Here is a 22,305-nt window from a genome sequence, read left to right on the forward strand (position 1 = left end):
TCATGCAGAACGAGTTGGCGTCGGCCAACGGGGAGCGCAGCCTGTCCGGCGTCGACCTCCGTCTGGGCTACCACGGCGTGCCGGTAGTGCACGGCGCCATGATCAACCTTCGCGCCGGCGCCGTGACCGCCCTCGTGGGGCCCAACGGCAGTGGCAAGTCCACCCTGCTGCGGGCCCTGGCCCGCCTGCACCCGATCGAGTCCGGTCTGGTCCACCTCGCCGACGGCGTCGCGGCCGCCAGCCTCCCGTCCCGGGAGTTCGCCCGGCGGGTCACCCTGCTCGCCCAGAGCCGTCCGGTGCCCAGCGGCGTCACCGTCCACGATGTCGTCGGCTACGGCCGGCACCCCTACCGGGGGCGCTGGCGCACCGAGGATCCGGACGGTCCCGCCGCCATCGCCCGCGCCATGGACGTCACCGGCGTCACCGCGATGGCCGAGCGGCCGGTCGACGAACTCTCCGGCGGCGAGTTGCAGCGGGTGTGGCTGGCCACCTGCCTGGCCCAGGACACTCCGGTGCTGCTCCTCGACGAACCCACCACCTTCCTCGACCTGCGCTACCAGGTGGAGATCCTGGACCTGGTCCGTGACCTCGCCGACGACCACGGCGTCGCCGTCGGTGTCGTCCTGCACGACCTCAACCAGGCCGCCGCCGTGGCGGACGAGGTGGTCCTGCTGCACCAGGGCAGGGTCCGTGCCACCGGCACCCCGGCCACCGTCTTCACCGAGGAAGCCCTCACCGAGACCTACGGAATCCGCATCGAGGTGACCACCGATCCGATCAGCGGACTGGTCACCACCCGCCCCGTCGGGCGGCACGCGGTCCGCGCCCTGGTCTGAAACACCCCTCATCCCCAGCAGAGAAAGACCGTCATGACCCGTACCCGTTTCACAGCCCTCATCGCCGTCGTGGCCGCCCTGACACTCGGCGCCTGCGGCACCACCGAGAAGGCCGCCACTCCCGAGACCTCCGCCTCGGCGGCCGGCGGGCCGGTCACCATCACCGACAGCCGGGGCAAGGAGATCACCCTCAAGGCCCCGGCGACCAAGGTCGTCGGGCTCGAGTGGGGCGAGGTCGAGATGCTGGTCAGCCTGGGCGTCATGCCCGTCGGTGTGGCCGACCCGAAGGGCTACGGCACCTGGGTCACCTCCGCGAAGCTCGACCCGAGCGTCAAGGACGTCGGCGCTCGCGGCGAACCCAGCATCGACTCGATCGTGGCCCTCCAGCCCGACCTCGTCGTGATGGAGGACGACCGGGGCGGCACCATCGTCAGTCAGCTGGAGAAGTTCGTCCCCGTCGTGGTCGCCAAGGCCAGTGACGCCACCGACAACCTCGGCCGGATGCGCGCGGACCTCAACATGATCGCGAAGGCCGTCGGCAAGACCGCGCAGGCGGAGAAGCTGCTCGCCGACTTCGACACGGCCATCGCCGACGGCAAGAAGAAGATCGCCGACGCGGGCGCCGCCGGCCAGCCGTTCGCCATCGCCGACGGCTGGAAGGAGGGCAGCACCGTCAGCATCCGGATGTTCGGCAAGGGCGCGCTCGTCTCCCAGATCGGCATCCAACTCGGCCTCACCAACGCCTGGACCGGCAAGACCGATGAGGTGTGGGGCCTCGGCCAGACCGACGTCGAGGGCATGACCGTGCTCAAGGACCCGAACATGCGTCTCTTCTACAACGCCTCCGACGGCGACGACGTGTTCGCCGACGGGCTCGCCAGCAACGCCATCTGGAAGTCGCTGCCCTTCGTGCAGAAGGGCAACCTGCACAAGATGCCCAACGGCATCTGGACCTTCGGTGGGCCGCTCTCCGGCAAGCAGTACATCGACGAACTCGTCAAGACGTACACGGTGTGAGCGTGCTGAACGCACCCCCACGCCCGGAGCCGGCCACCCGGCCGGCTCCGGGCGGACGCCTGGCCGTACCCCGCGTCGCCGGGGTCTTCGTCGCGGCGCTCCTGCTGCTGCTCGTGGTCGGCGCGGTGCACCTCACCCAGGGCACCTCGAACGTCGGGGCCCTCGACCTGCTCCGGCTCGCGACCGGCGACGACGACGAGGCGGCCCGCGTGCTGATCGCCTCCCGGCTGCCTCGGCTGCTCGCCGGGCTGGCCATCGGCGTGGCACTCGGGTTCGCCGGCGCGGCGTTGCAGTCGATCGCCCGCAACCCGCTCGCCTCCCCCGACACCCTCGCGGTCAACGCCGGTGCCCATCTGGCGATCGTCGCCGTCGCCGCGTTCGGCATCTCGTTGCCAGCGCTGCCCTCCGGTGGCCTCGCCTTCTGCGGCGGGCTGGCCGCCGCCGGCCTGGTGATGGCGATGTCCTCCGGTGGGCAGGCCGGCACCACCCGGCTGATCCTCGCCGGCTCGGCGACCGCGCTGGCGCTCGGGTCGGTGACCACCCTGCTGCTGCTCCTCTTCGAGCAGGCCACCATCGGTCTGTTCGCCTGGGGCAACGGCTCTCTGGTGCAGAGCGACCTGACCGCGCTGACCCAGCTCGCCCCGGTGATCGTCGGCGCAGCCCTCGTGCTCGTGCTGCTCGGACACCGCCTCGACATCCTCGCCCTCGGCGACGACACCGCCACCGTGCTCGGCCTCGACGTGCGGCGTACCCGGCTCACCGTCATGGTGCTGGCCGTACTGCTCTCCGCCGCGGCGGTCACCCTCACCGGCCCGGTCGGCTTCGTCGGCCTGTGCGCCCCGGTGATCGTCCGGCTGCTCGCCCCCGTGGTGCCGGGGGTGCACCGGCACCGCGTCCTGCTGCCGTTGTCCGGCATCGCCGGGGTCATCATCGTGCTCGGCTCCGACGTGCTGCTCCGGGCCGCGATGGGCGGGCAGGCCGGCGTCGACATTCCGACCGGCGTGGTCACCACCCTGTTCGGCGCGGCGATCCTCATCTGGCTGGCCCGCCGGCACCGCGACGCGGGCCCCACCCGCCGCCCGCCCGGCGGGCACGCGGCCGTCCGCTCCGCTGCCTTCCACCGCGGCGTCGTCGCCATCACCGCCGTCGTGACCATCTCCGCCGTGACGGTCGGCATGCTCGTCGGCGACACGTGGGTGCTGCTCGGGGACGTCGTCAACTGGATCAACGGCAGCACCGGGCCCGCGTACACCTTCGTGCTGGACCAGCGGTGGCCGCGCGTCGCCGCGGCGGTCCTGGCCGGCGCGGCGCTCGCGGTCGCCGGCACCACAGTGCAGGCGGTCTGCCGCAACCCGCTGGCCGAACCCGGCATCCTCGGCATCACCGCCGGCGCCGGGCTCGGAGCGGTCTCCCTGCTCACCTTCGTGCCGTTGGCCGGGGTGTGGGCCGTCTCCGGCGTCGCCGGGCTCGGCGCGATGGTGGCGTTCGCCCTGGTGTACGGCCTGGCCTGGCGCGGCGGACTGAGCTCCGACCGGCTGGTGCTGATCGGCTTCGGCGCCTGGCAGGGCGGCATGGCAGTGATCACCTTCCTGATCGTCGCCTTCGACCCATGGAACACCGGGAAGGCGTTGACCTGGCTCTCCGGCTCCACCTACGGCCGGATGCCGACCCAGGTGCTGCCGGTGCTGATCGCCCTGCTGGTGCTCACCCCGGCAGTGGTCGCCGCCCGTCGGGAGCTCGACCTGATGGCGTTGGACGACGACACCCCCCGGGTGCTGGGCGTCCGCCTGGAACGCACCCGGCTGGTAGCGCTCGGCGCGGCGGCGCTGCTCACCTCCACAGCGGTCTCGGCCGTCGGGGTCATCGGCTTCGTCGGCCTGGTCGCCCCGCACGCCGCGCGGGCTCTGGTGGGCGGGCGGCACTCCCGGGTGCTTCCGGTGGCCGCCCTGCTCGGCGCGGCGCTGGTCAGCATCGCCGACACCCTCGGCCGGACGATCATCGCTCCGGCCCAGGTCCCCGCCGGCCTGGTCACCGCCATGATCGGCACCCCGTACTTCGTCTGGCTGCTGTGGCGCTCCCGCGCCATGACGAACAACCCCCGCTAGCTGCCGAGCCGAGAGAGGCACCATGACCGAGACCCTGCCCATCGCCCCCTGGCGCGTGTTCACCGTCACCGTCGCGGCGCTACGCCGACTCAGCCCGTCCTTCGTCCGGGTGACCTTCAGCGGCGTCGACCTCGACCGCTTCGCGGACAACGGGTACGACCAGCGGATCAAGCTGGTGCTGCCAATGCCCGGCCAACACGGGGTGAACCTCGCCGGTGGCGCGGACTGGTACGCGGCCTGGCGGGCTCTGCCCGAGCACCTGCGCAACCCGATTCGCACCTACACGGTGCGGGCGGTTCGGCCCCACCTGGCCGAGGTCGACGTCGACCTGGTGCTGCACGGCGATGGTGGTCCGGCGACGCGCTGGGCTCGGCGCGCGAGCGTCGGCGACGAGATCGCCCTCGTCGGTCCGGACGCGGGCTACGACGGCAGCCACGGCGGCATCGAGTTCCGGCCGTCGACCGGGAGCTGCCTGCTGCTGGCCGGGGACGAGACCGCCGTACCGGCGATCGCCAGCATCTGCGAGCGGCTCCCCCTCGACACCCGGGGCACGGTCCTGCTGGAGGTGCCCGACGCCGACGACGTGTTGTCGCTGATCACACCCCCCGGCATCGAGGTCCGCTGGCTTCCTCGGGGCCTCGACGCACACGGCAGCCGGCTGGTGCCCGCGGTCGCCGCCGCAGCGGAGGAACTGCTGCTCCCGGGCCCGTCCGGGGCCGCGCAACCCGTCGTCGACCTGGACGTGGACACCGAGATTCTGTGGGAGGTCCCCGAGGAGGTGGCCGCGGCGCCCCTGTACGCGTGGTTGGCCGGGGAGGCCGGCGTGATCCGCACCCTGCGGCGGCACCTGGTCACCGAGCGAGGGCTGGACCGACGGGCTGTGGCCTTCATGGGTTACTGGCGTCTCGGGCACGCCGACCCCGCCTGACCGCCGCGAACCGCGCCGCCGCCCCGGCAGCCACGCCGCCGGCGGGGGCAGCCGCCGAGTCCGTCCGAAGGCCGGGGCGGCCGTGAGGTGCGTCGGTGGCCGCGCGGTGCGTACAGTTTCGGGTCGGACTTGGGGCGAGCTGGGGTGACCCGGCACGGGATACGGGACGAGACGACGACGCATGACGGTGGACAACATTACCGAAAACGGTCAGAAGGGCCTTGACCGCGAACGCGGTCAGCAGGGCATTGACCGAGAACGGCTGGAGACCTGCCTCAGCGTCTTCGAGGCGTTGGAGGCGCTGCCCTCCGACCACCCGGACGTGGTGCGGGTGCAGCGGGCCACCGCCCGGCTCTACAAGGTGGTCAAGCAGCGGCGACGAGATGAGCGGCGAGACGCCGTCCTCGCCGCCGACCGGGCGGTGACGGAGGCCACCGCCACCGGTGCTCCCGGGAGGATCGACGACGAGACCCAGGGCATCCCGCTCGCGTCATCGGTCGCGGGCGAGACGGCGGGCTTCCTGCACAACCCGCGCGGCTGCTACGTCTGCAAGCAGCGCTACCACCAGGTGGACGCCTTCTATCACCAGCTCTGCCCGTCCTGCGCGACGCTCAACCGGGAGCGCCGCGACGCCCGTACCGACCTGACCGGCCGGCGCGCGCTCCTCACCGGCGGCCGAGCGAAGATCGGCATGTACATCGCGTTGCGGCTGCTGCGCGACGGCGCCCACACGACGGTGACCACGCGGTTCCCGCACGATGCGGTACGCCGGTTCGCCGCGATGCCGGACAGCGCCGACTGGCTGCACCGCCTGCGCATCGTCGGGATCGACCTGCGTGACCCGGCGCAGGTGATCGCCCTCGCCGACTCGGTGAGCAGTCAGGGCCCTCTGGACATCCTGATCAACAACGCGGCACAGACCGTCCGCCGCTCCCCCGGGGCGTACGCGCAGCTGGTCGCCGCTGAGGCCGCGGCACTGCCGGACGGCCCACTGCCGGAGTTGATCACATTCGCGAAGCCGGGTGGGCAAGACGCCCCGGCAGGCGCGCTCACCGCCGGGCTCACCCCGCACGCGCTCACCGCGTTGGCGCTGACCAGCGGTTCCGCCTCGCCGGAGCGGATCGCGGCGTCCACGGCAATCGACGCCGGGGGCCTCGTACCGGACCTCGACTCGGTCAACAGCTGGGTTCAGCGGGTGCAGGAGGTCGACCCGGTCGAGCTGCTCGAAGTGCAGCTGTGCAACGTGACCGCGCCGTTCGTGTTGGTCAGCAGGCTGCGCCCGGCGATGGCCGCCGCGTCGGCCCGCCGTAAGTACGTGGTGAACGTGTCGGCGATGGAGGGCCAGTTCGGCCGTGGCTACAAGGGGCCGGGGCACCCGCACACCAACATGGCCAAGGCCGCGTTGAACATGCTGACCCGTACCAGCGCCGAGGAGATGTTGACCGACGGCATCCTGATGACCAGCGTCGACACCGGCTGGATCACCGACGAACGGCCGCACCCGACCAAGATGCGCCTGGCCGACGAGGGCTTCCACGCCCCGCTGGACCTGGTCGATGGCGCCGCCCGGGTGTACGACCCGATCGTCCGTGGTGAGCAGGGCGAAGACCTGTACGGCTGTTTCCTGAAGGACTACGCGCCCTGCGCCTGGTGATCGCCCGCAACGACGAGGAGAAGAAGAACATGTCAGACGACCGTGACGCGTGGCCGACGCTGGACGAGCTGCTGCGCGAGGAGAGCGAGCTGGAACTCGCGGGCCTGTCCGAGACGGACGCGTACGAGCTGGGGATGCTCGCCGTCGCCGCCGCGAGTGAGCAGCGACTGCCGGTGTCGATCGGGGTGTGGCGGGCGGGACGCCAGCTCTTCCACTGTGGTCTGCCGGGCTCGACGGCGGACAACGACGCGTGGCTGCGCCGCAAGGGGCGGGTGGTGATGCGCTTCGAGCACTCGTCGCTGTACATGGCCCGGTTGTGCCAGGACAAGCAGGTGACGCTGGCCGAACGGTACGGCCTCCCGGCCGAGCGGTACGCGGCGGCCGGGGGCGCGGTGCCGCTACGCGTCCGGGGCACCGGCGTGGTGGGTTGGGTCGGTGTCTCCGGGCTGCCGCAGCTCGACGACCACCGTTTCGTCGTCGACATCCTCCGCAAGCTTCCCCGCTGACGCTGCGGACCCGGCGGCCCTCACACGAGGCCGCCGGGTTCGGTCGTCAACGCGCCCGTCGGTTGGCGCGCAGGGCACCGAGGAGCACGCCGGGTCGGGCCAGCGAGCGCGGGTGTTCACGCATGGAGACGACCTCGTTGAACCGTCGTGCTGTCGCCACGTCCGTGACGGTCGCTTCGATGATCTGGCGGCTCGCCCAACTGGAGATCCGGTAGCCGCGCGGGTAGGGCCCGTCGACGTGGGGCAACGCCAGGTCGGCGGAGGTCGAGATCGACCAGGCGGCGTCGACGACGACCTGCTGCAACGCGAGGAAGTGACGCGCGGGCGTCCGCGGATCCGGGTTGGACCGAAGGTACGTCGACAGGCAGGCCGCGTGCAGGGCCGCCGACGTCATCCCCTGCCCGTACACCGGGTTGAATGACGCGACGGCGTCACCGACGCTGACCAGGCCGGCCGGGAACCGCTTCAGCGCGTGGAAGTCCCGTCGGCGGCTGTCGGCGTGGTGGTAGGTCTGGACGTCGCCCAGCATCTCCTGGTCGGCGACCTCGCCGAACTCCGGCGGGAACTGCTCGCGCAGGCGACGGACGAAGTCCTCCGGCGTACGCCCCGGTCGGTCGTTGCCGTAGCCGGCCATCATGGCCATCCACCGACCGTCCTCGATGGCGAAGAACGCGGCCCCGGCCACGTCCATCGCCATCCTCGGGGTGTGCAGCGCCAACACCACGGTCGTGGCCGGGGTGACCTCCGGGCGGCGGAACAGGGCTGTCGCGTAGTTCAGGTGCACTGTCATCCGCCGGGTGGCCGGCCGCTCCCAGCCGGCCTGCTCCAACCAGTCCGAGAGTCTGCTCGACCGACCCATGGCGTCCACCACGAGGTCACCGGTCTCCACGCCGGTCACCCCGGCGACCTCGCAGCGGACCCCGGTGACCGCCGCGCCGTCGAACACGAGACCTGTGGCGCGTGCGGTGATCGTCTTGACGTTGGGGAGCCGGAGCACCTGTTGGCGGATCAGCCCTTCCAGGAGCGGGCGGCTGCCGGCCAGGCTGTCGGCGTCGTCGGGGACGACAACCTTCGGGCGGCCGTCGAGGTAGTTGCGCCGCGCCTCGGGTGGCGCCTCGACCGCCCCGCGTGCCAGCGCCGCGTCGCGGAAGCCGGGAAACAGGCGCTCCAGCTGGAGGAAGCCGCCGGGCAGCAACGCGTGCAGCTGCGTCCCCTGGGGTACGCCGGGCCGCGCCCCGGCCACCTGCGGGTCGTCCCGGTCGATGATGACGACGCTGTCGGCATGGTCGGACAGCACCCGGGCGGCCAGCAGGCCGGCGACGCTGCCGCCGACCACGACGGCCCGACCCATCGTCGGGGAGGTCTGGTCAGGGGGTCGGACCGCGTTCAGCTCCGCGAAGACCCGGGATGGGGAGAGGGACATCGTGCTCTCCAAGGGATACGAGGTGTGGTGCCCTCCGTGCCGCCGGCGTTCGGTGGGCGGGCGGACCGGTGGACGGTCGTCCGGCGTGACGCCCGCCGATCGTCGCACAACCACCTGAAGGGCAACCGTCTGTGTCTGCCAGATGACCACGTGTCGGACGACGGGGTGGACACGACCGTCGTTCGGACGGCCGATTGGCGTGCGACGATGCCGACTGTCACGATCTCCGGCATGCCCGTTGCGCGTCGTACCCTCCTTCTCGCCGGCCTGGCCGCCGCGACCTCCGCCGTCACCGGTTGCGGCGACAACGGCGCGCCGGAATCCGGTGTGGCCGGGCCCGGTGACGCGGTGACCGCGACCGACGCCGCCGGCAACCGGGTGGGCTTCGGCGCGGCCGGGAAGACCACACCGCCGTCGGGTACGCCGAGCGCCGCGGCCTCCGCGAGCGGCGGTGCCGCGCCCGCCGGCCAGGCCCGCTATGCGCAGGAGGTGACGGCGCTGCTGCGGCGGCACCTGCCCGCCACGCCGCAGACCGTGCAGCACAAGGGCTTTCCCGGCGCGGTCGCCGTCGTCCTGGTCGACGGGAAGACGACTGTGCACACCGCGGTCGGGGAGGCGTTGCGCTACGGCGCCGGGCCCAAACTGCTGCCGGCGGGGCAGCGCGTCGAGATGCGCCCGGACTCCATCTTCGACCTCGCCTCGGTCACGAAGGTGTACACGGCCATCCTGCTGTTGCAACAGGTCGACAAGGGTCGGGTCGAGCTGGGCGCGCCGGTGCGCGACTACCTGCCCGGCTTCACCGGAGCCGGCACCGAGCGGATCACCGTCGAGATGCTGCTGACCCACACCAGCGGTCTCCCGGTCGGCGCGAAGGTCACCGGGCTTGCCGACAACACGGCCCGCTGGAACGCCGTGCTCACCACCGGGCTGGTCTCCGGCGCCGTGCCCGGCACCACGTTCCGCTATTCCAGCGTCGGGCTCATGGTCGCCGGCAAGATCGTCGAGAAGGTCACCGGCCAGCGGCTCGACCAGGCGCTCAAGAGCAACCTCACCGGCCCGCTCGGCCTACGCGACACCGGCTTCAACCCGAACACCTGGCTGTCGGGCAGCGCGAAGGCCAGCCGGCTCGTCGCCACCGACGCCCGCTCGTCCCGGGGTCTGCTCCGGGGCACCGTCCACGACGACGTCGCCAACCACCTCGGCGGCGTGGCCGGTCACGCCGGCATCTTCGCCACCGCCGGCGACCTGGCCGTCATCGGGCAGATGCTCCTCAACGGCGGCACCCACCAGGGCAGGAAGATCCTCGCCGCGACGACGGTGCGTCGGATGCTCACCAACCAGAACTCCGGGAAACCAGCGATCGACCCGGAGCGGCCCAACCGGACCGCCGCCCACGGACTCGGGGTCGTGCTCAACCAGAGTTGGTTCATGGGCCGGCTCGCCTCCGCCCGGACCTTCGGCCACACCGGTTTCGCCGGCCCGTCACTCCTGGTCGACCCGGCCCGGAAGCTCGTCCTCGCGCTGCTCACCAACCGCGCGCACCCCAACTGGAGTTGGTCGAATCCCGATCCGGTCCGCGCCGCTCTCGGCGACCTGCTCGCGAAAGAGGTCAACTGATCGACGACCGTCAGGTGTAGACCGCCGCGCCGCACCCTGACACGATACTTGCGCTATCAGTGCAGATACTTCGTCGCTCAGGGTGGAGGACCGATGCACGTGTCTCGCCGGAGACTGCTCTCCGTACTGGCCGGGGGCGCCCTCGCGGTCGGCTTGTCCGTCGCTCCCGTCCCACGGGCCGCCGACGCCGCCACCACACCGACGTACCGCCCGGTGATCTTCGTGCACGGCAGCGCCGGGTCGGCGACGCAGTTCCAGTCCCAGGCCAAGCGTCTCGCCAGCAACGGCTACCCGATCGACGTCATTGAGGCCCACGAGTACGACTCACCGAACATCGCCACGATCCTGCCCCAGGTGTACGCGGGGCTCGACGCACGGATCACCCGCCTGCTGGCGGCGACCGGCGCGGACCGGGTCGACCTGCTCGCGCACTCCCTCGGCACCTTCGTCATGCAGGGCTATCTCAACAGCTCACCGGCACGCGCCGCCCGCGTCGCCCACTACGTCAACCTGGACGGGCGCCCCGCCGCCTCCCTGCCCGGTGGTGTGCCCACCCTCGCCATCTGGGGTGAGGGCGACCCGGCCCGCGCCGTCGTCGGCGCGACGAACGTGCACCTCCCCGACCAGTCCCACACGCAGACCGTGTCGTCGCCGGAGTCGTTCGGCGAGATCTTCCGGTTCCTCCAGGGTCGGGCGCCGCACACGACACGGATCACGCCCCAGCTCTTCGGCACCGCCCGGGTCTCCGGTCGCGCGGTGCTCTTCCCGAGCAACGCCGGCGTCGCCGACGCGACTGTCGAGGTCTACCCGGTCAGCTCCCTGACCGGCGGTCGGTTGTCGCACCGGCCCACGCACCGGTTGGCACTGAGTGGCGACGGCTCGTTCGGTCCCGTCCCGGTGCTCGCCACGGCCCGCTACGAGTTCGCGATCGTGCGCTCCGGCGCACCGACGCACCACTTCTACTTCCAGCCGTTCCTTCGCTCGGACTCGTTCGTACGCCTCGCGACGAGCGTGCCCGGCGAAGGGCTCGGCGCGCTGGTGGACACCAGCGACCGGCACACGGCGCTGACGATCCAACGCCAAAAGGAATGGTGGGGCGACCAGGGCGAAGCCGGCGACCACCTCTGGATCAACGGCACTGACGTCCTGAACGCGGCGAACGCGCCACGGACCAAGCGGACGATTGCGATCTTCGCGTTCGACGACGGCAGCGACGGCGTGAGCGACCTGACCGCTCCCCTGCCGGAGTTCTTCAGCCAGACCTTCATCACCGGCATGGACCTGTTCATCCCGGCGGCACCGGCGCACCTCGGCCTCGTACGGATCACCGTGGGTCAACGCGGCGGCGGACACGACGTGATCAACGTGCCGAACTGGAGGTCGAGCGCCCATCGCGTGTCGGTCAACGTCGACGACTTCTGACCTGGTCCGACGGGCAGCCCGGCTGCCTCAACCCGCGACGGTGGCCGGGGTTCGCTCGCGCTCGCGTCGCCCGACCGCGAAGCTGACCACTCCCAGGGCCAGGCCGACGACCGCCAGGACGATGCCCACCCGGGCCGGTGCGAGGTAGCCGAGGCCGGCGGCGATGGCGACGCTGCCCAGGGCCGCGCCCAGGCTGTTCGCGATGTTCATGGCCGACTGGTTGAGCGCCGCGCCCATCAGCTGTGCTCCGGGTGCGACGGTGATCAGGCGCGCCTGGAGGACGGGCCCGAGGTAGAGGCTGGTCGCGCCGACCAGGAACGCGCCGACGAACAGGCCGACCGGGCTCGACGCGACGAGGCTGAACGTCGTGATGCTCACGATCATCGCGACGAAACCGATGACCATGCTGCGCCGGAGGTCACGGTCCGCCAACCAACCACCCAGGGCGTTGCCGACGGTCATGCCGAGACCCACCGCCACCAGCGCCCAGGGCACCGTCGCGGCCGAGAGACCGGTGACGTCGGTGGTGACCGGTGCGATGTAGGTGTTCACAGCGAAGAACCCGGCGAAGCCGATCGCGCCGGTCGCGGCGACCAACCAGACCTGCGACGTCCGCAGCGCCCGCAACTCGGCGGCCGGCGAGCCGTCGACCGCCGCGGCGACCTCCGGGACGACCGCCAGGACCGCCAGCAGGGTGAGCACGAAGACACCGGCGATGACCAGGTACGCGAGGCGCCAGCCGGCCGCCTGCCCGAGCCGCGTGATGAGGGGTACGCCGGCCACGTTGCTCACGGTCAGACCGCTGAGCACGATGGCGAAGCCGCGGGCCTCGTTGCCGGGGCCCATCAGGGTGGCCGCGAGCAGGCCCGCCGCGCCGAAGTACGCGCCGTGCGGCAACGCCGCCGCGAACCGGGCCACCATCACCAGGTCGAAGGTGGGGGCGATCGCGGACGCGACGGTGCCGACGGCGAAGAGCGCGAGCAGTCCGAGTACGAGCTTCTTGCGTGGCAGGCGTGCGCTCAGCGCGGCGATCAGGGGTGCGCCCACGACAACGCCGAGCGCGTACGCGGTGATCATCCAGCCGGCGCGGGCGACCGCGTTCGACGACGACTGGGCGTACTCCTGCGGGAGCAGACCGCGCGCGATGTCGGGCAGCAGGCCCATCGCCACGAACTCGGTCAGACCGATCGCCACACCACCGAGTGCCAACGCGACAAGCGCCGCCACCTGTCGTCCTCTGCTCATCCCGATCACCGAGAAAATTTAGCAACAGCGTTGCGTAATAGAGTGGCGAGATGACTCGCATCACTGCCGACGTCACGTTCCTGCGCGGCTACAACCAGGCGCGGGTCATGGCGCTGGGGCGTACCGGGCGGACGTTCGAGCGGTCGACGGTGGTCGAGGCGACCGGGCTGACGCCGCAGGCGGTCTCCAAGGTCATCGCCCGTCTGACCGGCGATGGCCTGATCCGTCCCGTCGGTGTGCGTCGTGCGGGCATCGGCAAGCCTGCCGTCGTCTACGAACTCGTCCCCGACAGCCGGTACGCGATCGGGGCCCACGTGGCCCGCCGCACACTGCGGCTGGTCCTGGTCGACCTGGCCGGTGCCGTGCGCCACTCGGCGGTGAGTCCGCTGCCGGACGACTTCACCCCCGAACAGCTTCTCGACGCCCTGGCGTCCGGCGTCGATGCGATGACCAACAGCGGCGGCGTGCGGGGCAAACTCACCGGCGTGGGCATCGGCATGATCGGCCCGTTGGACCACGCCAACGGCCTGGTCCGGGGTGCCCACGGCCTGCGGCACTGGCACGACGTACCGCTGCGCGAGATCGCCGAAAAGCACCTCGACCTGCCCGTCCACCTCGACAAGGACGTCACCGCGGGGATCACGGCCGAGGCCTGGCGGCACGGCGCGACATTCGGCGACGCGGCCCTCATCATGATCGAGTCGGGTATCGGCGGCGGCTTCTGGCTGGGCGGCACCGCCCACCGGGGCGCGCACACCAACGCTGGCGAATTCGGCCACACTGTCGTCGACCTGGACGGACCCCGCTGTGTCTGCGGCCGCCACGGGTGCCTGGAGATCGTGCACAACCACGCCACCGACGCCGGCGACATCGCCCGCGCCGCCCGCGTCGTGGCGGTGGGCGTGGTCAACCTGCTCCAGACTCTCGACCTGGCCCACGTCGTGCTGGCCGGCGCGGACCTCCTTCGGCATCCGCAGACCTATCTCACAGCGGTGACCGAGGCCGTCCGGGCCGACGCGCGACGCGCGGACTGGCTCACCACGACGGTGACCCTGTCCAGCCTCGGCGCGGACGCCATCGCCGCGGGCGCCGCCATGCAGGTCCTCGACCAGCACTACGGCGTGCCGGCGCTGGCCCCGATCTGAGCGCCGCCGGACCGTGCGGGCGCGGCCACCGACACCGGTCGGCGGCGCCCAGGCGTGCCGCGCCGTCGAACCGCTACGCCACCAGTGCGGCGGATTCCACGTGGGTGCATCCGCTGGCCGGGCTCTCGCTGAGGGCGATGACCGCGTCGAGCCGGTCCCGCGCGCTGCGGAGTTGGCTGATCTGCTCGTCGATGCGGGCACGTTCGGCGCGCAGCAGCGCCCGGGACTCCGGCGTGTTGACCTTCGCGTCGACGCAGGGCAGCAGGTCCAGGATCGTGCGGCTGGACAGGCCGGCCGCGTACAACGTCTGGATGAGCTGTACCCGCTCGACAGCGCTGTCGCCGTAGTGACGCTGCCCGCCACTGCTGCGTGCGGCAGTCAGCAGGCCCTGCTCCTCGTAGTAGCGCAGGGCGCGCACCGACACCCCGGCAGCCGTGGCGAGTTCGCCGATGCGCATGGATCCTCCCCCGGCCGGTGACGCCTGCCACACGACCTTGTCCCTCACGTTCACGTCAGGTTTCAGCGTAGCGCGCGTACCGCTCGTCTTTGAAACTCCTCAGGAGGCTTGAAGCCGGCCAGATCGAGGTCCTTGCCGACGAGTGGAGCGCACACGTCAAGGCGTCCCTCGCCAACGATCCGAGCGCCTTCTACGCCCCAACCGGGCGATAGTCGTCAGGGCATGTGCGGGCGTCGCCCACGACGTCGTGCTCACTGGCAGACGTGCCACTCACCATTTTCCTTCACCAGCCTCATGCCCTGCGTGAACTGCGCTCCCGTGGTTTCCTGGACCGCCTGGACGGTGGCCGTCGCGGTAACCCGCCCGTTGTAGTTGCTGACGTTCACACCGACGATCTCGTAGCTGCTGATCTTCAGCTGGGCGGCCTGGATCCGGGCGAACTCCTCCAGCGTCATCGTTTCGCGCACCTCGTCGCACAGCCGCCCATACGCGCCCGGGTAGTTGCCAGCCTGAACGTCGTCGAGGAACGCCACCGTCGCCGCCCGGGCCGGCTCCACGGCCTCCTTGACACTGCGGTAGAACCAGAAACCTCCGCAGGCACCGACCGCGCAGCACACCACGAGCACCGCGGCGACGACGATCAGGACGGTACGAGTGGTCCGGTTCGGCTTCTGGCGGGCAACCATCATGGGCTCGTACGTCATGGCCCGGAGGGTAGGCACGGCGGGCAACCGTCGTACTCCCGCCGGACGCCTGCCGGTTCAGTCGGTGGAGGCGGTAGGCCCCGGCGTCGGCGAGCCGTCCGCGACCGCGCCCGGGCGCGGCGTCGCGGGCGGTCCCGGCCGAGGACCAGCGGGTACGGGCAGAGCACTGCCCTTGACGAACTGCTCCCAACTGGTGTTCCAGGCCGTCCAGCCGTTGCCCGCCTCCAGCCGGACCTCGGTGCCGGTGAAGGTGACCAGATCACCGACCTGGGTGACCTTCATCAGCCAGTCGGCGTTGGCCGGCGAGACGTTCGTGCAGCCGTGCGACACGTTGCGGTGTCCCTGATCCGACACGGACCAGGGCGCTCCGTGGATGAACTCACCGCCCCAGGTGAGGCGTTGCGCGTCCGCGACGTTCACCACGTAGCCGCCGTTCGGCTCGCCGCGGGTGTCGAAGGTGGTGCGCTGGTGCTTCTCCATGATCACCATCTTGCCGCTGGAGGTCGGAGTGCTCGGCTTGCCCAGGCTGACCGGGATCCTGCGGATCACCTTGCCGTCGCGCAGCACGCGCATCTGCTTGGTGGCGTTGTCGACCTCGAGTGCCACCTGACGTCCGATCCGGAACGTCGCGGTGCGGTCGGCGTCTCCGACAAGGTTCTCGCCGATCGGCAGACCCTCCAGAGCGGCGCGGACGCTGATCGTGGTGCCCGGTCGCCAGAAGTCGGGGGCGCGGTAGTAGACCTGACTGCCGTCGTCCAGCCAGGACCAGACCCCGGGCTGCGGTGGGTTCGTCGTGACGAACAGCCGACGCTGCACGTCGGCGCGGGCCGCCCTGGCGACGGGCGGATCGAAGCCGATGGTCACCGGCATGGCCGTGCCGTACGTCCGGCCGTTGGCGACGTACAGCGTGCTGGTCACCTGCGGCTTCGTCGACGTCGGCATCGTGGTGAAGGTCGTCGTACGGGTGGTGGTCCGGCCGGCGTCGCCGACGGCGATCACTTCGACGGTGTAGGTGCTCCGTGGTCGCAACGCAACGGTGGGCACCCAGGCCGAGCTGTCCTCCCGTCGTTCCGCCCTGACCAGCATGCCCTTGTCGTCGGCGATGCGTACGACGACGACCTTTCCGCCGGTGACCTGTGCGGTGACCTCGGCGCTAACCGGCACGTCGCGGGATCGGTCGGCGGGCGTCAGAGTCAACTCCGGCGCCGGCACCTCCCGCTCCGCGAGCCGCACGGGGGCCTTGCGCTCGGTGGTGCATCCACCGAGGACCAGCGGTGTGGCCACGACGGACACCACCACCAGCGCCATCCGTCGCCACAACCCCATCGAACGCCCCCGGCTCTCGTGTTTCCGTGGCCGCAATTCTTCCCCGCCGGGAGGCGATATCGCGCCGTTTCCGGCAATCACGAAGAAAAGTCGGAAACGCTTTCGTCGACGCGTCGACCGCGACCAGTACTCTCTTTGCTGTCGGTCGGCCATACCGTTTTCAGGCCGTGGGCGGTGGCGTAGAGCAGGTACGGCCGCAACTCAGGGGCGTATGCCAGGGCGCGACGCAGCGCGTACAGATGAGCTGACCTCGCCGCCAGGAACGGTTGGGCGGCGAGCAGGCCCCGGAGATCCCCGAACCGCCAATCCACACCCAGCAGCTTCCTTGCCCGTGCCAGCAGCTGAACTGCGTCGATCGGAATCCCGCCCACATAGACGTCGGCGGTTGGCGGCAGGTCCGGCGCCGGGTCGGCTGCCAGGGCGAAGCCGGAACGCAGCCACACCTCGAACGCCGGGGCGGCACCATCGAGGTCGACGTCGCCGAAAGCGCCCAGGTCGGCCCAGAACACAGGGCCGCCGCTGCCGTCGCACCTGAGGAAGAACCCCCGATCGCCTTCTTGGCCGATCATGAGGTAGCCCGTGAGCCACTCGCCGACTTCGTAGGTCGTGTTGCGCTCCAGCACGGATTCCCGGCAGTACACGACCACTCCATCGGCGACGACGTCGTCGGTGACCGAGGCCAACCATCGCTGGTAGGTGGCGTCCGTCCGGGATATGAGCTGCTCGACCATCTCCACCGCCGGCTCCTACCTGTCGTCACCAGGCGCGGACACGCCTGCACCAGTTGACCCCGACCCGGCACCCCGCAAGCCAACACCGTAGCCCGACCCGCACCGCGGGGGGCATCATCAAGACCTTGGCCCCCGTCCACCGCGTGAGGGGCCACGTGAGGAGTCTGGGTCAGGCCAGCGACCGGCAGTCACGAACGCCGCGCGACGCTGCCCCGCGCGAGGCAGTCGCCCGCCTGAGAGTGGAGTATCCACACCGCCCTCGATTACAGTTTTTCGAAGAAAATCAGGGAAATGAGATTGATACGACAGCGCGACCACTCCGCACAGCGGAGCGAGCAATCGCAGAGCGATATTTAAGGGAGACTTAATCGTCTCAGTTGGAATGGAGCAGGGGGTCGACTCGTACTCTTCGTTCTCGGAAGAAAGGTGACCCCTCTTGTTCAATGTGCGATCCACTCCCAGGCTCCGCCGTTCCGTGACCGCCCTGCTGTTGGTGAGCGTGGCGTTCGCCGGCGGTTGCAAGGACATTCCGGGAACACCCGGCGCGTCGAGCCCCTCCAGCGACACCGGCATCGGCTCCTCCGGCCCGCAGACGCCCACGTCCGCCGCTCCCGGCGACGCGTCGGCCACGCCGGGCGCTCCGAGCACCTCGGCCACCCCGTCCGCCTCCGGTAAGCCGGCGACCCCGTCGACCAGCACCGCGCCGCCCACCGCCTCCGGTGGTTGGATCACCATCGACGCCGCCGGGCAGGCCGCCGCGACGAAGGCCTTCTTCGCGCGCAAGCCCAAGGCGGTGACCGGCAACCCGGTCAAGGTGCCCGAGTTCAACGTCGGCTGCAAGGTCAGCCACCACAACAGCGACGACCCGATCGTGCTGCCCAAGCTGGTCGGCGGCTCCCACAACCACACGTTCTGGGGCAACAAGTCGACCGACGCCAACTCGACCGCCGAGTCGTTGCGGGCGTCGAAGGCGACCACCTGCAACTCGCCGGACGACCAGTCCGCCTACTGGGTGCCGACCATGTACCAGAACGGCAAGGTCGTCGACCCGACGGAGGTGACCGTCTACTACGGATCCCGCCTGAAGGACCCGAGCAAGACCCAGCCCTTCCCGTTCGGCCTACGCATGATCACCGGCGACGCGAAGAACCAGGTCGACACCCCGGACAAGCAGGGCAACCACTTCTGGTGCGCCGGCATCGGCGGCGAGATCGGCCGCAGCGCGGACAAGACGTTCCCGGTCTGCGCCAAGACCGCGAACATCGTCCGCCAGATCACCTTCCCGGACTGCTGGGACGGCAAGCATCTGGACAGCCCGAACCACAAGGCCCACATGGCCAACGGCGACCACACCGGGGCGTGCCCGAAGAGCCACCCGGTGCCGGTCCCCTCGGTGTCCTTCGTGATCTCGTACCCGTTGAGCGCGAACACCGACGGCATCACCCTCGCGTCCGGCACCTCGTTCTCCATGCACGCGGACTTCTTCAACGCGTGGAAGGACGAGGCGCTCGCCGCACGGGTGCGCAACTGCCTCGACCAGGGCGTGAAGTGCAACTCGGCCGGCAACTTCTGAGCTGACCGGTCCTGCGAGGTCTCCGGTGGACGGTTCGGCTTCCAGGCCGAACCCGATGCCGGAGGCCTCGCACCGTTCGAGGTGCCTACCTACTTGCGCAGCAGGTTGAGGAACTCCGCGGCTGCCGGGAACGCCCGATCCTGGGCAAACTCCCCGATGTAGACGACGGCCTCCTCGTCCTGGCCGTAGGAGTAGCCGTCCAGGGCAGGGCCGACCACGAGGATGGTGCCGCCCCGCCGCCAGGCCGCGTACCGCCAGGAGTAGCTACCGATGGCGAGGTACCTGCCCTCGGTCCGGACGTCACACTCCGGTGGGCCGAGCCGCTCGGCGAACCGGTCGATCGCCGCGTCGAGGTACGCCTCGAACTCCACGCGCCCGGCGCCCCGCTCACTCGTCCAGCCGGGTTGCGAACCCCAGAAGTCGTCCGGCCACAACTCTCCGCCCACCACGTAGTAGTGGACGAAGGGCAGGTAGAGGCCGTAGTCGGTGTACACGGCGTGGCCGGCCGGGGTGACGAAGCGCGCCTCGTCGGTCGGCACCCCGTCGGTGGACCAGTCGAGGGTCCGCATCGCCCGGCTGGTGGCGGCCGGCTCGTGCCAGGGCAGGTCGGCAAGCCCGATGAGCTGATCGGCCAACTCCGCGCCGATGGGGCACGAGGCGACGTGGTCCTCGGTGTCCGTCTCGTCCCCGCCATGCCCCGACTGATGATCTTCCGCCATGGCCGGGGATTCTTCCGACGCCGACGCCGCCACGCAAGCACGGGCCGCTCCGACACGGGCCCGGCCAGGGCGTCGGTCGATCTGAGATGGTCCGCGGATCGGCGGGGCCGGTGATCGAATCCTAGCGAGGTCCACCCGGGCGGACTTTAGGCAGCCGAGACCTGGCGTAGTCGGAGGCCGCGTAAGCGCGGACGGTGACGACACCGCCGCGCACGTCCGCGGTGACCACCTTAGACTTGGCTCGGGCGGACCGGCACGGTTGCTGTACTTCCCTGCTGCACTGCCGAGATCAGATGTGAGGCGCTGGATCCGCACCTTCGGGCGCTCGTTTCTCAGGTGTCCGTGCTTGTGTTGGCGGACCTGTTCGTCCCAGACCTCCTGGTCGTAGTCCGGGCCCGGTGGAATCCACTTGTGCGAGCCGTCACTGTTGTGGAACTTTTCGTCACCGGGTCGCAGGATGCTCATCGAGTCCAGCCGAGGAAGCGGTAATGCAGGTGGCATGCGGGAACGTGGGCCAGATCGTGGGCTGCATCGACGAGTTGGGCGGCCAGGTAGAGGGCCAGTGACACCGGCGCGCGGTGGTACTCCGCTCGCAGTTCTCGGCGTCGGGTCTGGCATGGCCACTCCCCCGCACAGCCGCCGCACGTCCAGATTGGCTTGATCGGATGGTGAGTGGTCACTGCGGGCCGTCCTGGCTGGGCCAGTGGCAGCGGTTGATCGGGATGCAGTGGCGGCTTCGGCATGGCAGATCGCCTCCGCAGCGGCAGATGCGCCGCCAGTGTCGCCAGGACCAGACCGGCCGATGACGGCGAGCGAAAGTCAGTGCCACTGCCAGCACGTACTCGTCGTACGAGACTCGCTTCACCGGTTCGCCTCGCCCGCTCGCGCCTGGGTCTGCCCTGCCCGTGTCGAAGGGAGCACTGCCGCCTCCTTGTGCCGGAGCAATCTGGAGGCGTGGATGCCCGAGCGCGGGGGACGCGCCGAACATCCACGCCGGCGAGGACGGCCCACAGCGCCAACCGAGGGAATCGACCTCCTTGGCAACCTCCCATAGGTACCGTTGGGTAGTCAAGGGCTGACGTAGGTGGTCTACTCGTGTTGCCAACCGAGGAGAGCCACGTGCCACCGCGTTACCGCTACGAGCAGATTGCCGACGACCTCGCCGAACGCATCGCGTCAGGCGAGTTCCAGCCCGGCTCCAAGCTGCCCAGCCGGCGAGAGCTGATTGAGCACTACGGGGTCACGGAGCCCGTGATCGATCGTGCCATGCAGGTGCTACGGATCAAGGGGATGACCGAAACGCTTCCCGGCGTTGGGGTCTTCGTCGCCGAGTAGATCCTTCCGCAGGTCGCTAGTACCCCGACCACCAACGTTAACCGGCTTGGGGCCGGTGGCTCGCTCGGGCTCGCGTAACCTCGGCGCGTGGAGGATCGCGAACAGTACCTGCGATATCAGCAGGACCGGACCGTGCTTGCGGCGATCGGTGCTCGTCTCGATCCCCAAGTCGGTCGAATCAGTGTGCGGATGCCTCGGTCGCTGGCCGAGTCAGCCGTCGCCGCCTGGAATCGCGAAGAGCCGGGCGGGATCGGCGAGGAGAGCCGCGAAGAGTACGAACTGCGTGACGATGCCGCCGAACTCGCCTTGATCGGTCTGGCGATCGGTGAGCGCGGCATGCGGGATGGTGAGGACGTCGTCGTCGACCTGGATGTCGTCCAGGTCGCGACCGCGTTGCGGGCAGCGCGATAGGTCATGCCGCGAGCCCGCCACGAGGTGATCCACCCCAGGTCGCCGATGTGGGGGTGTCCCCAGCACCGGATACCGCCACATCGGCGAAACGCAGCCGCCAGGGCCGCCAAACCTGGAAAGCGGCGGCCGGTCACCCCGAAAGGTGACCGGCCGCCGTCGCATCGATCGGTCAGAGCTTCGCCGCACCCGCCTCGGTGGCCTCCTGCACCGCCGAGGTACGGCGGGTCTCGGCGCGCTGGTCGCCGGCGTCCTCCCGGTCCGGTGCGGCCATCCGCGCCGCCCGGTTGGTGGTCGCCGCCGCCTGGTCACCGGTCACGCCACCACGGATCCGGTTGTTGGCGGCCACCTGGGCGACCGGGTCGTTGCCCGTCACCGTCAACTGGCCGTTGATGATGTTGTCGTCCACCGTGACACCACCGGTGGTGCTGGTGATGCTGACGTCGGCACCCCAGTAGCCACCGGAGGCGCAGCTGTCGAGCCCACCGTTCGGGCCGACCTGCACGCCGCCCAGGTTGCCGGCGAATGTGGCCTTGCCGCGCACCGCGCTGCCGCACACCACACTGCCGGTGGCGCTGTTGAGCACCGACAGCGTGCCGTCGACGAACGAGTCGTGCAGGTCGGTGTAGTAGGTGCCGGTGCTGCTGAGGTTGCGCTCCACCTGGGTGCCCCGGTCGAGCCGGACCTCGCCGGCTCCGACCGTGACGTTGCCGGCGACAGTCGACTCCTCGGCGAAGAGGAAGCTGTCGATGGTCGCGCTGCCCTTCGGCCGCACCGTCACGGTGCCCGTCCGGGCGTCCTTCAGGAAGATGCCGTACCCACCGGCGGCGAGCACCACCTGGCCGTCGACCGTGGTCTCCGTGGCGTCGAGGTAGCCGTCCGCGGAAACGCGTACCTCACCACTGATCCGGCCGCCGGTCACCACCAGGTTGCCGCCGGCGGCGACGGTGACGTTGCCGGTGATCGTGGTGCCGGTCAGCGCGCAGGACTCGCCGGCCGGCACGTACAGGTCGTTGGGAACGGTCACCGCACCGCCGGTGCCGATGCAGTGGGTGACCAGGTCGGCGTGGGCGGTGGGGGCCACGGTCAGCACCGAGGCGGCGACGACGGCGGTCACGGTGGCCAGCTTGGCGGCGGTACGTCCGGGCATCGTG

The 22,305-nt window shown here is 70.6% G+C and carries 21 protein-coding genes; 12 read left to right on the forward strand and 9 right to left on the reverse strand.

The genetic code is table 11. The annotated features are described in order from the left end of the window. Positions 1 to 2: 2 nt before the first annotated feature. The 6 genes from FHU34_RS20160 (at position 3) to FHU34_RS20185 (ending at position 7,046) form a co-directional block, all read left to right on the forward strand. The gene (locus tag FHU34_RS20160; RefSeq protein WP_145782937.1) at positions 3 to 836 is read left to right on the forward strand and encodes an ABC transporter ATP-binding protein; all 834 of its coding nucleotides are present in this window, start codon (positions 3 to 5) and stop codon (positions 834 to 836) included. A gap of 33 nt (positions 837 to 869) precedes the next feature. Next, a complete protein-coding gene (locus FHU34_RS20165) occupies positions 870 to 1,853 on the forward strand; it encodes an ABC transporter substrate-binding protein (RefSeq protein ID WP_145782939.1) in 984 nt (327 codons plus the stop codon). Between the two features lie 5 nt (positions 1,854 to 1,858). After that, the gene (locus tag FHU34_RS20170; protein WP_145785701.1) at positions 1,859 to 3,958 is read left to right on the forward strand and encodes an iron ABC transporter permease; all 2,100 of its coding nucleotides are present in this window, start codon (positions 1,859 to 1,861) and stop codon (positions 3,956 to 3,958) included. A 22-nt stretch (positions 3,959 to 3,980) separates the two neighbouring features. Continuing rightward, positions 3,981 to 4,886: a siderophore-interacting protein gene (locus tag FHU34_RS20175; RefSeq protein WP_145782943.1), complete on the forward strand. Its 906-nt coding sequence runs from the start codon at positions 3,981 to 3,983 to the stop codon at positions 4,884 to 4,886. A gap of 181 nt (positions 4,887 to 5,067) precedes the next feature. After that, entirely contained in the window at positions 5,068 to 6,540 is a 1,473-nt protein-coding gene (locus FHU34_RS20180; protein ID WP_145782944.1) for an SDR family oxidoreductase, read from the forward strand. A 29-nt stretch (positions 6,541 to 6,569) separates the two neighbouring features. Then, positions 6,570 to 7,046 (forward strand): heme-degrading domain-containing protein, encoded by a 477-nt coding sequence (locus FHU34_RS20185; protein ID WP_145782946.1) that lies wholly within the window; start codon positions 6,570 to 6,572, stop codon positions 7,044 to 7,046. A 46-nt stretch (positions 7,047 to 7,092) separates the two neighbouring features. Here FHU34_RS20185 and FHU34_RS20190 read toward each other — a convergent pair whose 3' ends face one another. Then, complete coding sequence (locus tag FHU34_RS20190) at positions 7,093 to 8,469, reverse strand: FAD-dependent oxidoreductase (RefSeq protein ID WP_145782948.1); 1,377 nt, start codon at positions 8,467 to 8,469, stop codon at positions 7,093 to 7,095. Positions 8,470 to 8,700: 231 nt separating this feature from the next. On the opposite strand from FHU34_RS20190, the gene FHU34_RS20195 reads away from it, so the two are divergent. Further along, positions 8,701 to 10,086, forward strand: a complete 1,386-nt coding sequence (locus FHU34_RS20195) for a serine hydrolase domain-containing protein (protein ID WP_145782950.1) — start codon at positions 8,701 to 8,703, stop codon at positions 10,084 to 10,086. A gap of 93 nt (positions 10,087 to 10,179) precedes the next feature. Then, positions 10,180 to 11,508 carry an alpha/beta hydrolase gene (locus FHU34_RS20200; RefSeq protein ID WP_145782951.1) on the forward strand — a complete coding sequence of 443 codons (1,329 nt, stop codon included), beginning with the start codon at positions 10,180 to 10,182 and terminating at the stop codon, positions 11,506 to 11,508. A gap of 27 nt (positions 11,509 to 11,535) precedes the next feature. Here FHU34_RS20200 and FHU34_RS20205 read toward each other — a convergent pair whose 3' ends face one another. Further along, complete coding sequence (locus FHU34_RS20205; RefSeq protein ID WP_341874446.1) at positions 11,536 to 12,753, reverse strand: MFS transporter; 1,218 nt, start codon at positions 12,751 to 12,753, stop codon at positions 11,536 to 11,538. A 50-nt stretch (positions 12,754 to 12,803) separates the two neighbouring features. On the opposite strand from FHU34_RS20205, the gene FHU34_RS20210 reads away from it, so the two are divergent. Continuing rightward, positions 12,804 to 13,898: an ROK family transcriptional regulator gene (locus FHU34_RS20210; RefSeq protein ID WP_145782955.1), complete on the forward strand. Its 1,095-nt coding sequence runs from the start codon at positions 12,804 to 12,806 to the stop codon at positions 13,896 to 13,898. Between the two features lie 73 nt (positions 13,899 to 13,971). Here the strand turns inward: FHU34_RS20210 and FHU34_RS20215 are convergent, their stop codons facing one another. From FHU34_RS20215 to FHU34_RS20235, 4 genes are all read right to left on the reverse strand, one after another. Then, on the reverse strand, positions 13,972 to 14,355 hold the full coding sequence (locus tag FHU34_RS20215; RefSeq protein ID WP_145782956.1) for a MerR family transcriptional regulator: 384 nt from the start codon (positions 14,353 to 14,355) through the stop codon (positions 13,972 to 13,974). A 251-nt stretch (positions 14,356 to 14,606) separates the two neighbouring features. Then, positions 14,607 to 15,059, reverse strand: coding sequence for an Rv0361 family membrane protein (locus tag FHU34_RS20225; protein ID WP_145782958.1), 453 nt, complete (start codon positions 15,057 to 15,059; stop codon positions 14,607 to 14,609). A 57-nt stretch (positions 15,060 to 15,116) separates the two neighbouring features. Further along, complete coding sequence (locus tag FHU34_RS20230; RefSeq protein WP_145782960.1) at positions 15,117 to 16,385, reverse strand: L,D-transpeptidase; 1,269 nt, start codon at positions 16,383 to 16,385, stop codon at positions 15,117 to 15,119. A gap of 77 nt (positions 16,386 to 16,462) precedes the next feature. Next, the gene (locus tag FHU34_RS20235; RefSeq protein WP_145782962.1) at positions 16,463 to 17,122 is read right to left on the reverse strand and encodes a hypothetical protein; all 660 of its coding nucleotides are present in this window, start codon (positions 17,120 to 17,122) and stop codon (positions 16,463 to 16,465) included. A 469-nt stretch (positions 17,123 to 17,591) separates the two neighbouring features. Here FHU34_RS20235 and FHU34_RS20240 point away from each other — a divergent pair, with 469 nt between their 5' ends. Then, positions 17,592 to 18,689: a DUF1996 domain-containing protein gene (locus FHU34_RS20240; RefSeq protein ID WP_145782963.1), complete on the forward strand. Its 1,098-nt coding sequence runs from the start codon at positions 17,592 to 17,594 to the stop codon at positions 18,687 to 18,689. An 89-nt stretch (positions 18,690 to 18,778) separates the two neighbouring features. On the opposite strand, the gene FHU34_RS33005 is transcribed toward FHU34_RS20240, so the two are convergent. Beyond that, positions 18,779 to 19,408, reverse strand: coding sequence for a hypothetical protein (locus FHU34_RS33005; RefSeq protein ID WP_167524733.1), 630 nt, complete (start codon positions 19,406 to 19,408; stop codon positions 18,779 to 18,781). Positions 19,409 to 19,869: 461 nt separating this feature from the next. Then, on the reverse strand, positions 19,870 to 20,088 hold the full coding sequence (locus tag FHU34_RS34180; protein WP_145782967.1) for a flavin reductase: 219 nt from the start codon (positions 20,086 to 20,088) through the stop codon (positions 19,870 to 19,872). A 439-nt stretch (positions 20,089 to 20,527) separates the two neighbouring features. On the opposite strand from FHU34_RS34180, the gene FHU34_RS20260 reads away from it, so the two are divergent. Together FHU34_RS20260 and FHU34_RS20265 are read left to right on the forward strand one after the other, a co-directional pair. After that, on the forward strand, positions 20,528 to 20,743 hold the full coding sequence (locus tag FHU34_RS20260; RefSeq protein ID WP_233578732.1) for a winged helix-turn-helix domain-containing protein: 216 nt from the start codon (positions 20,528 to 20,530) through the stop codon (positions 20,741 to 20,743). 87 nt (positions 20,744 to 20,830) lie between these two features. Continuing rightward, positions 20,831 to 21,154, forward strand: a complete 324-nt coding sequence (locus tag FHU34_RS20265) for a hypothetical protein (RefSeq protein WP_145782970.1) — start codon at positions 20,831 to 20,833, stop codon at positions 21,152 to 21,154. Positions 21,155 to 21,323: 169 nt separating this feature from the next. Here the strand turns inward: FHU34_RS20265 and FHU34_RS20270 are convergent, their stop codons facing one another. Then, a complete protein-coding gene (locus FHU34_RS20270; RefSeq protein WP_145782972.1) occupies positions 21,324 to 22,301 on the reverse strand; it encodes a hypothetical protein in 978 nt (325 codons plus the stop codon). Positions 22,302 to 22,305: the final 4 nt, after the last annotated feature.

Source organism: Micromonospora taraxaci (assembly GCF_007830095.1).
Classification (GTDB): Bacteria; Actinomycetota; Actinomycetes; order Mycobacteriales; family Micromonosporaceae; genus Micromonospora; species Micromonospora taraxaci.

What these genes read in the sequence shown, in the direction of transcription:
- FHU34_RS20190 (WP_145782948.1), bottom strand. Translation starts at nt 8,469, where the DNA reads ATGTCCCTCTCCCCATCCCGGGTCTTCGCGGAGCTGAACGCGGTCCGA.
- FHU34_RS20230 (WP_145782960.1), bottom strand. Translation starts at nt 16,385, where the DNA reads ATGGGGTTGTGGCGACGGATGGCGCTGGTGGTGGTGTCCGTCGTGGCC.
- FHU34_RS20210 (WP_145782955.1), top strand. Translation starts at nt 12,804, where the DNA reads ATGACTCGCATCACTGCCGACGTCACGTTCCTGCGCGGCTACAACCAG.
- FHU34_RS20160 (WP_145782937.1), top strand. Translation starts at nt 3, where the DNA reads ATGCAGAACGAGTTGGCGTCGGCCAACGGGGAGCGCAGCCTGTCCGGC.
- FHU34_RS20225 (WP_145782958.1), bottom strand. Translation starts at nt 15,059, where the DNA reads ATGACGTACGAGCCCATGATGGTTGCCCGCCAGAAGCCGAACCGGACC.
- FHU34_RS20270 (WP_145782972.1), bottom strand. Translation starts at nt 22,301, where the DNA reads ATGCCCGGACGTACCGCCGCCAAGCTGGCCACCGTGACCGCCGTCGTC.
- FHU34_RS20195 (WP_145782950.1), top strand. Translation starts at nt 8,701, where the DNA reads ATGCCCGTTGCGCGTCGTACCCTCCTTCTCGCCGGCCTGGCCGCCGCG.
- FHU34_RS33005 (WP_167524733.1), bottom strand. Translation starts at nt 19,408, where the DNA reads ATGGCGGAAGATCATCAGTCGGGGCATGGCGGGGACGAGACGGACACC.
- FHU34_RS20175 (WP_145782943.1), top strand. Translation starts at nt 3,981, where the DNA reads ATGACCGAGACCCTGCCCATCGCCCCCTGGCGCGTGTTCACCGTCACC.
- FHU34_RS20200 (WP_145782951.1), top strand. Translation starts at nt 10,180, where the DNA reads ATGCACGTGTCTCGCCGGAGACTGCTCTCCGTACTGGCCGGGGGCGCC.
- FHU34_RS20165 (WP_145782939.1), top strand. Translation starts at nt 870, where the DNA reads ATGACCCGTACCCGTTTCACAGCCCTCATCGCCGTCGTGGCCGCCCTG.
- FHU34_RS20180 (WP_145782944.1), top strand. Translation starts at nt 5,068, where the DNA reads ATGACGGTGGACAACATTACCGAAAACGGTCAGAAGGGCCTTGACCGC.
- FHU34_RS20185 (WP_145782946.1), top strand. Translation starts at nt 6,570, where the DNA reads ATGTCAGACGACCGTGACGCGTGGCCGACGCTGGACGAGCTGCTGCGC.
- FHU34_RS20205 (WP_341874446.1), bottom strand. Translation starts at nt 12,753, where the DNA reads ATGAGCAGAGGACGACAGGTGGCGGCGCTTGTCGCGTTGGCACTCGGT.
- FHU34_RS20215 (WP_145782956.1), bottom strand. Translation starts at nt 14,355, where the DNA reads ATGCGCATCGGCGAACTCGCCACGGCTGCCGGGGTGTCGGTGCGCGCC.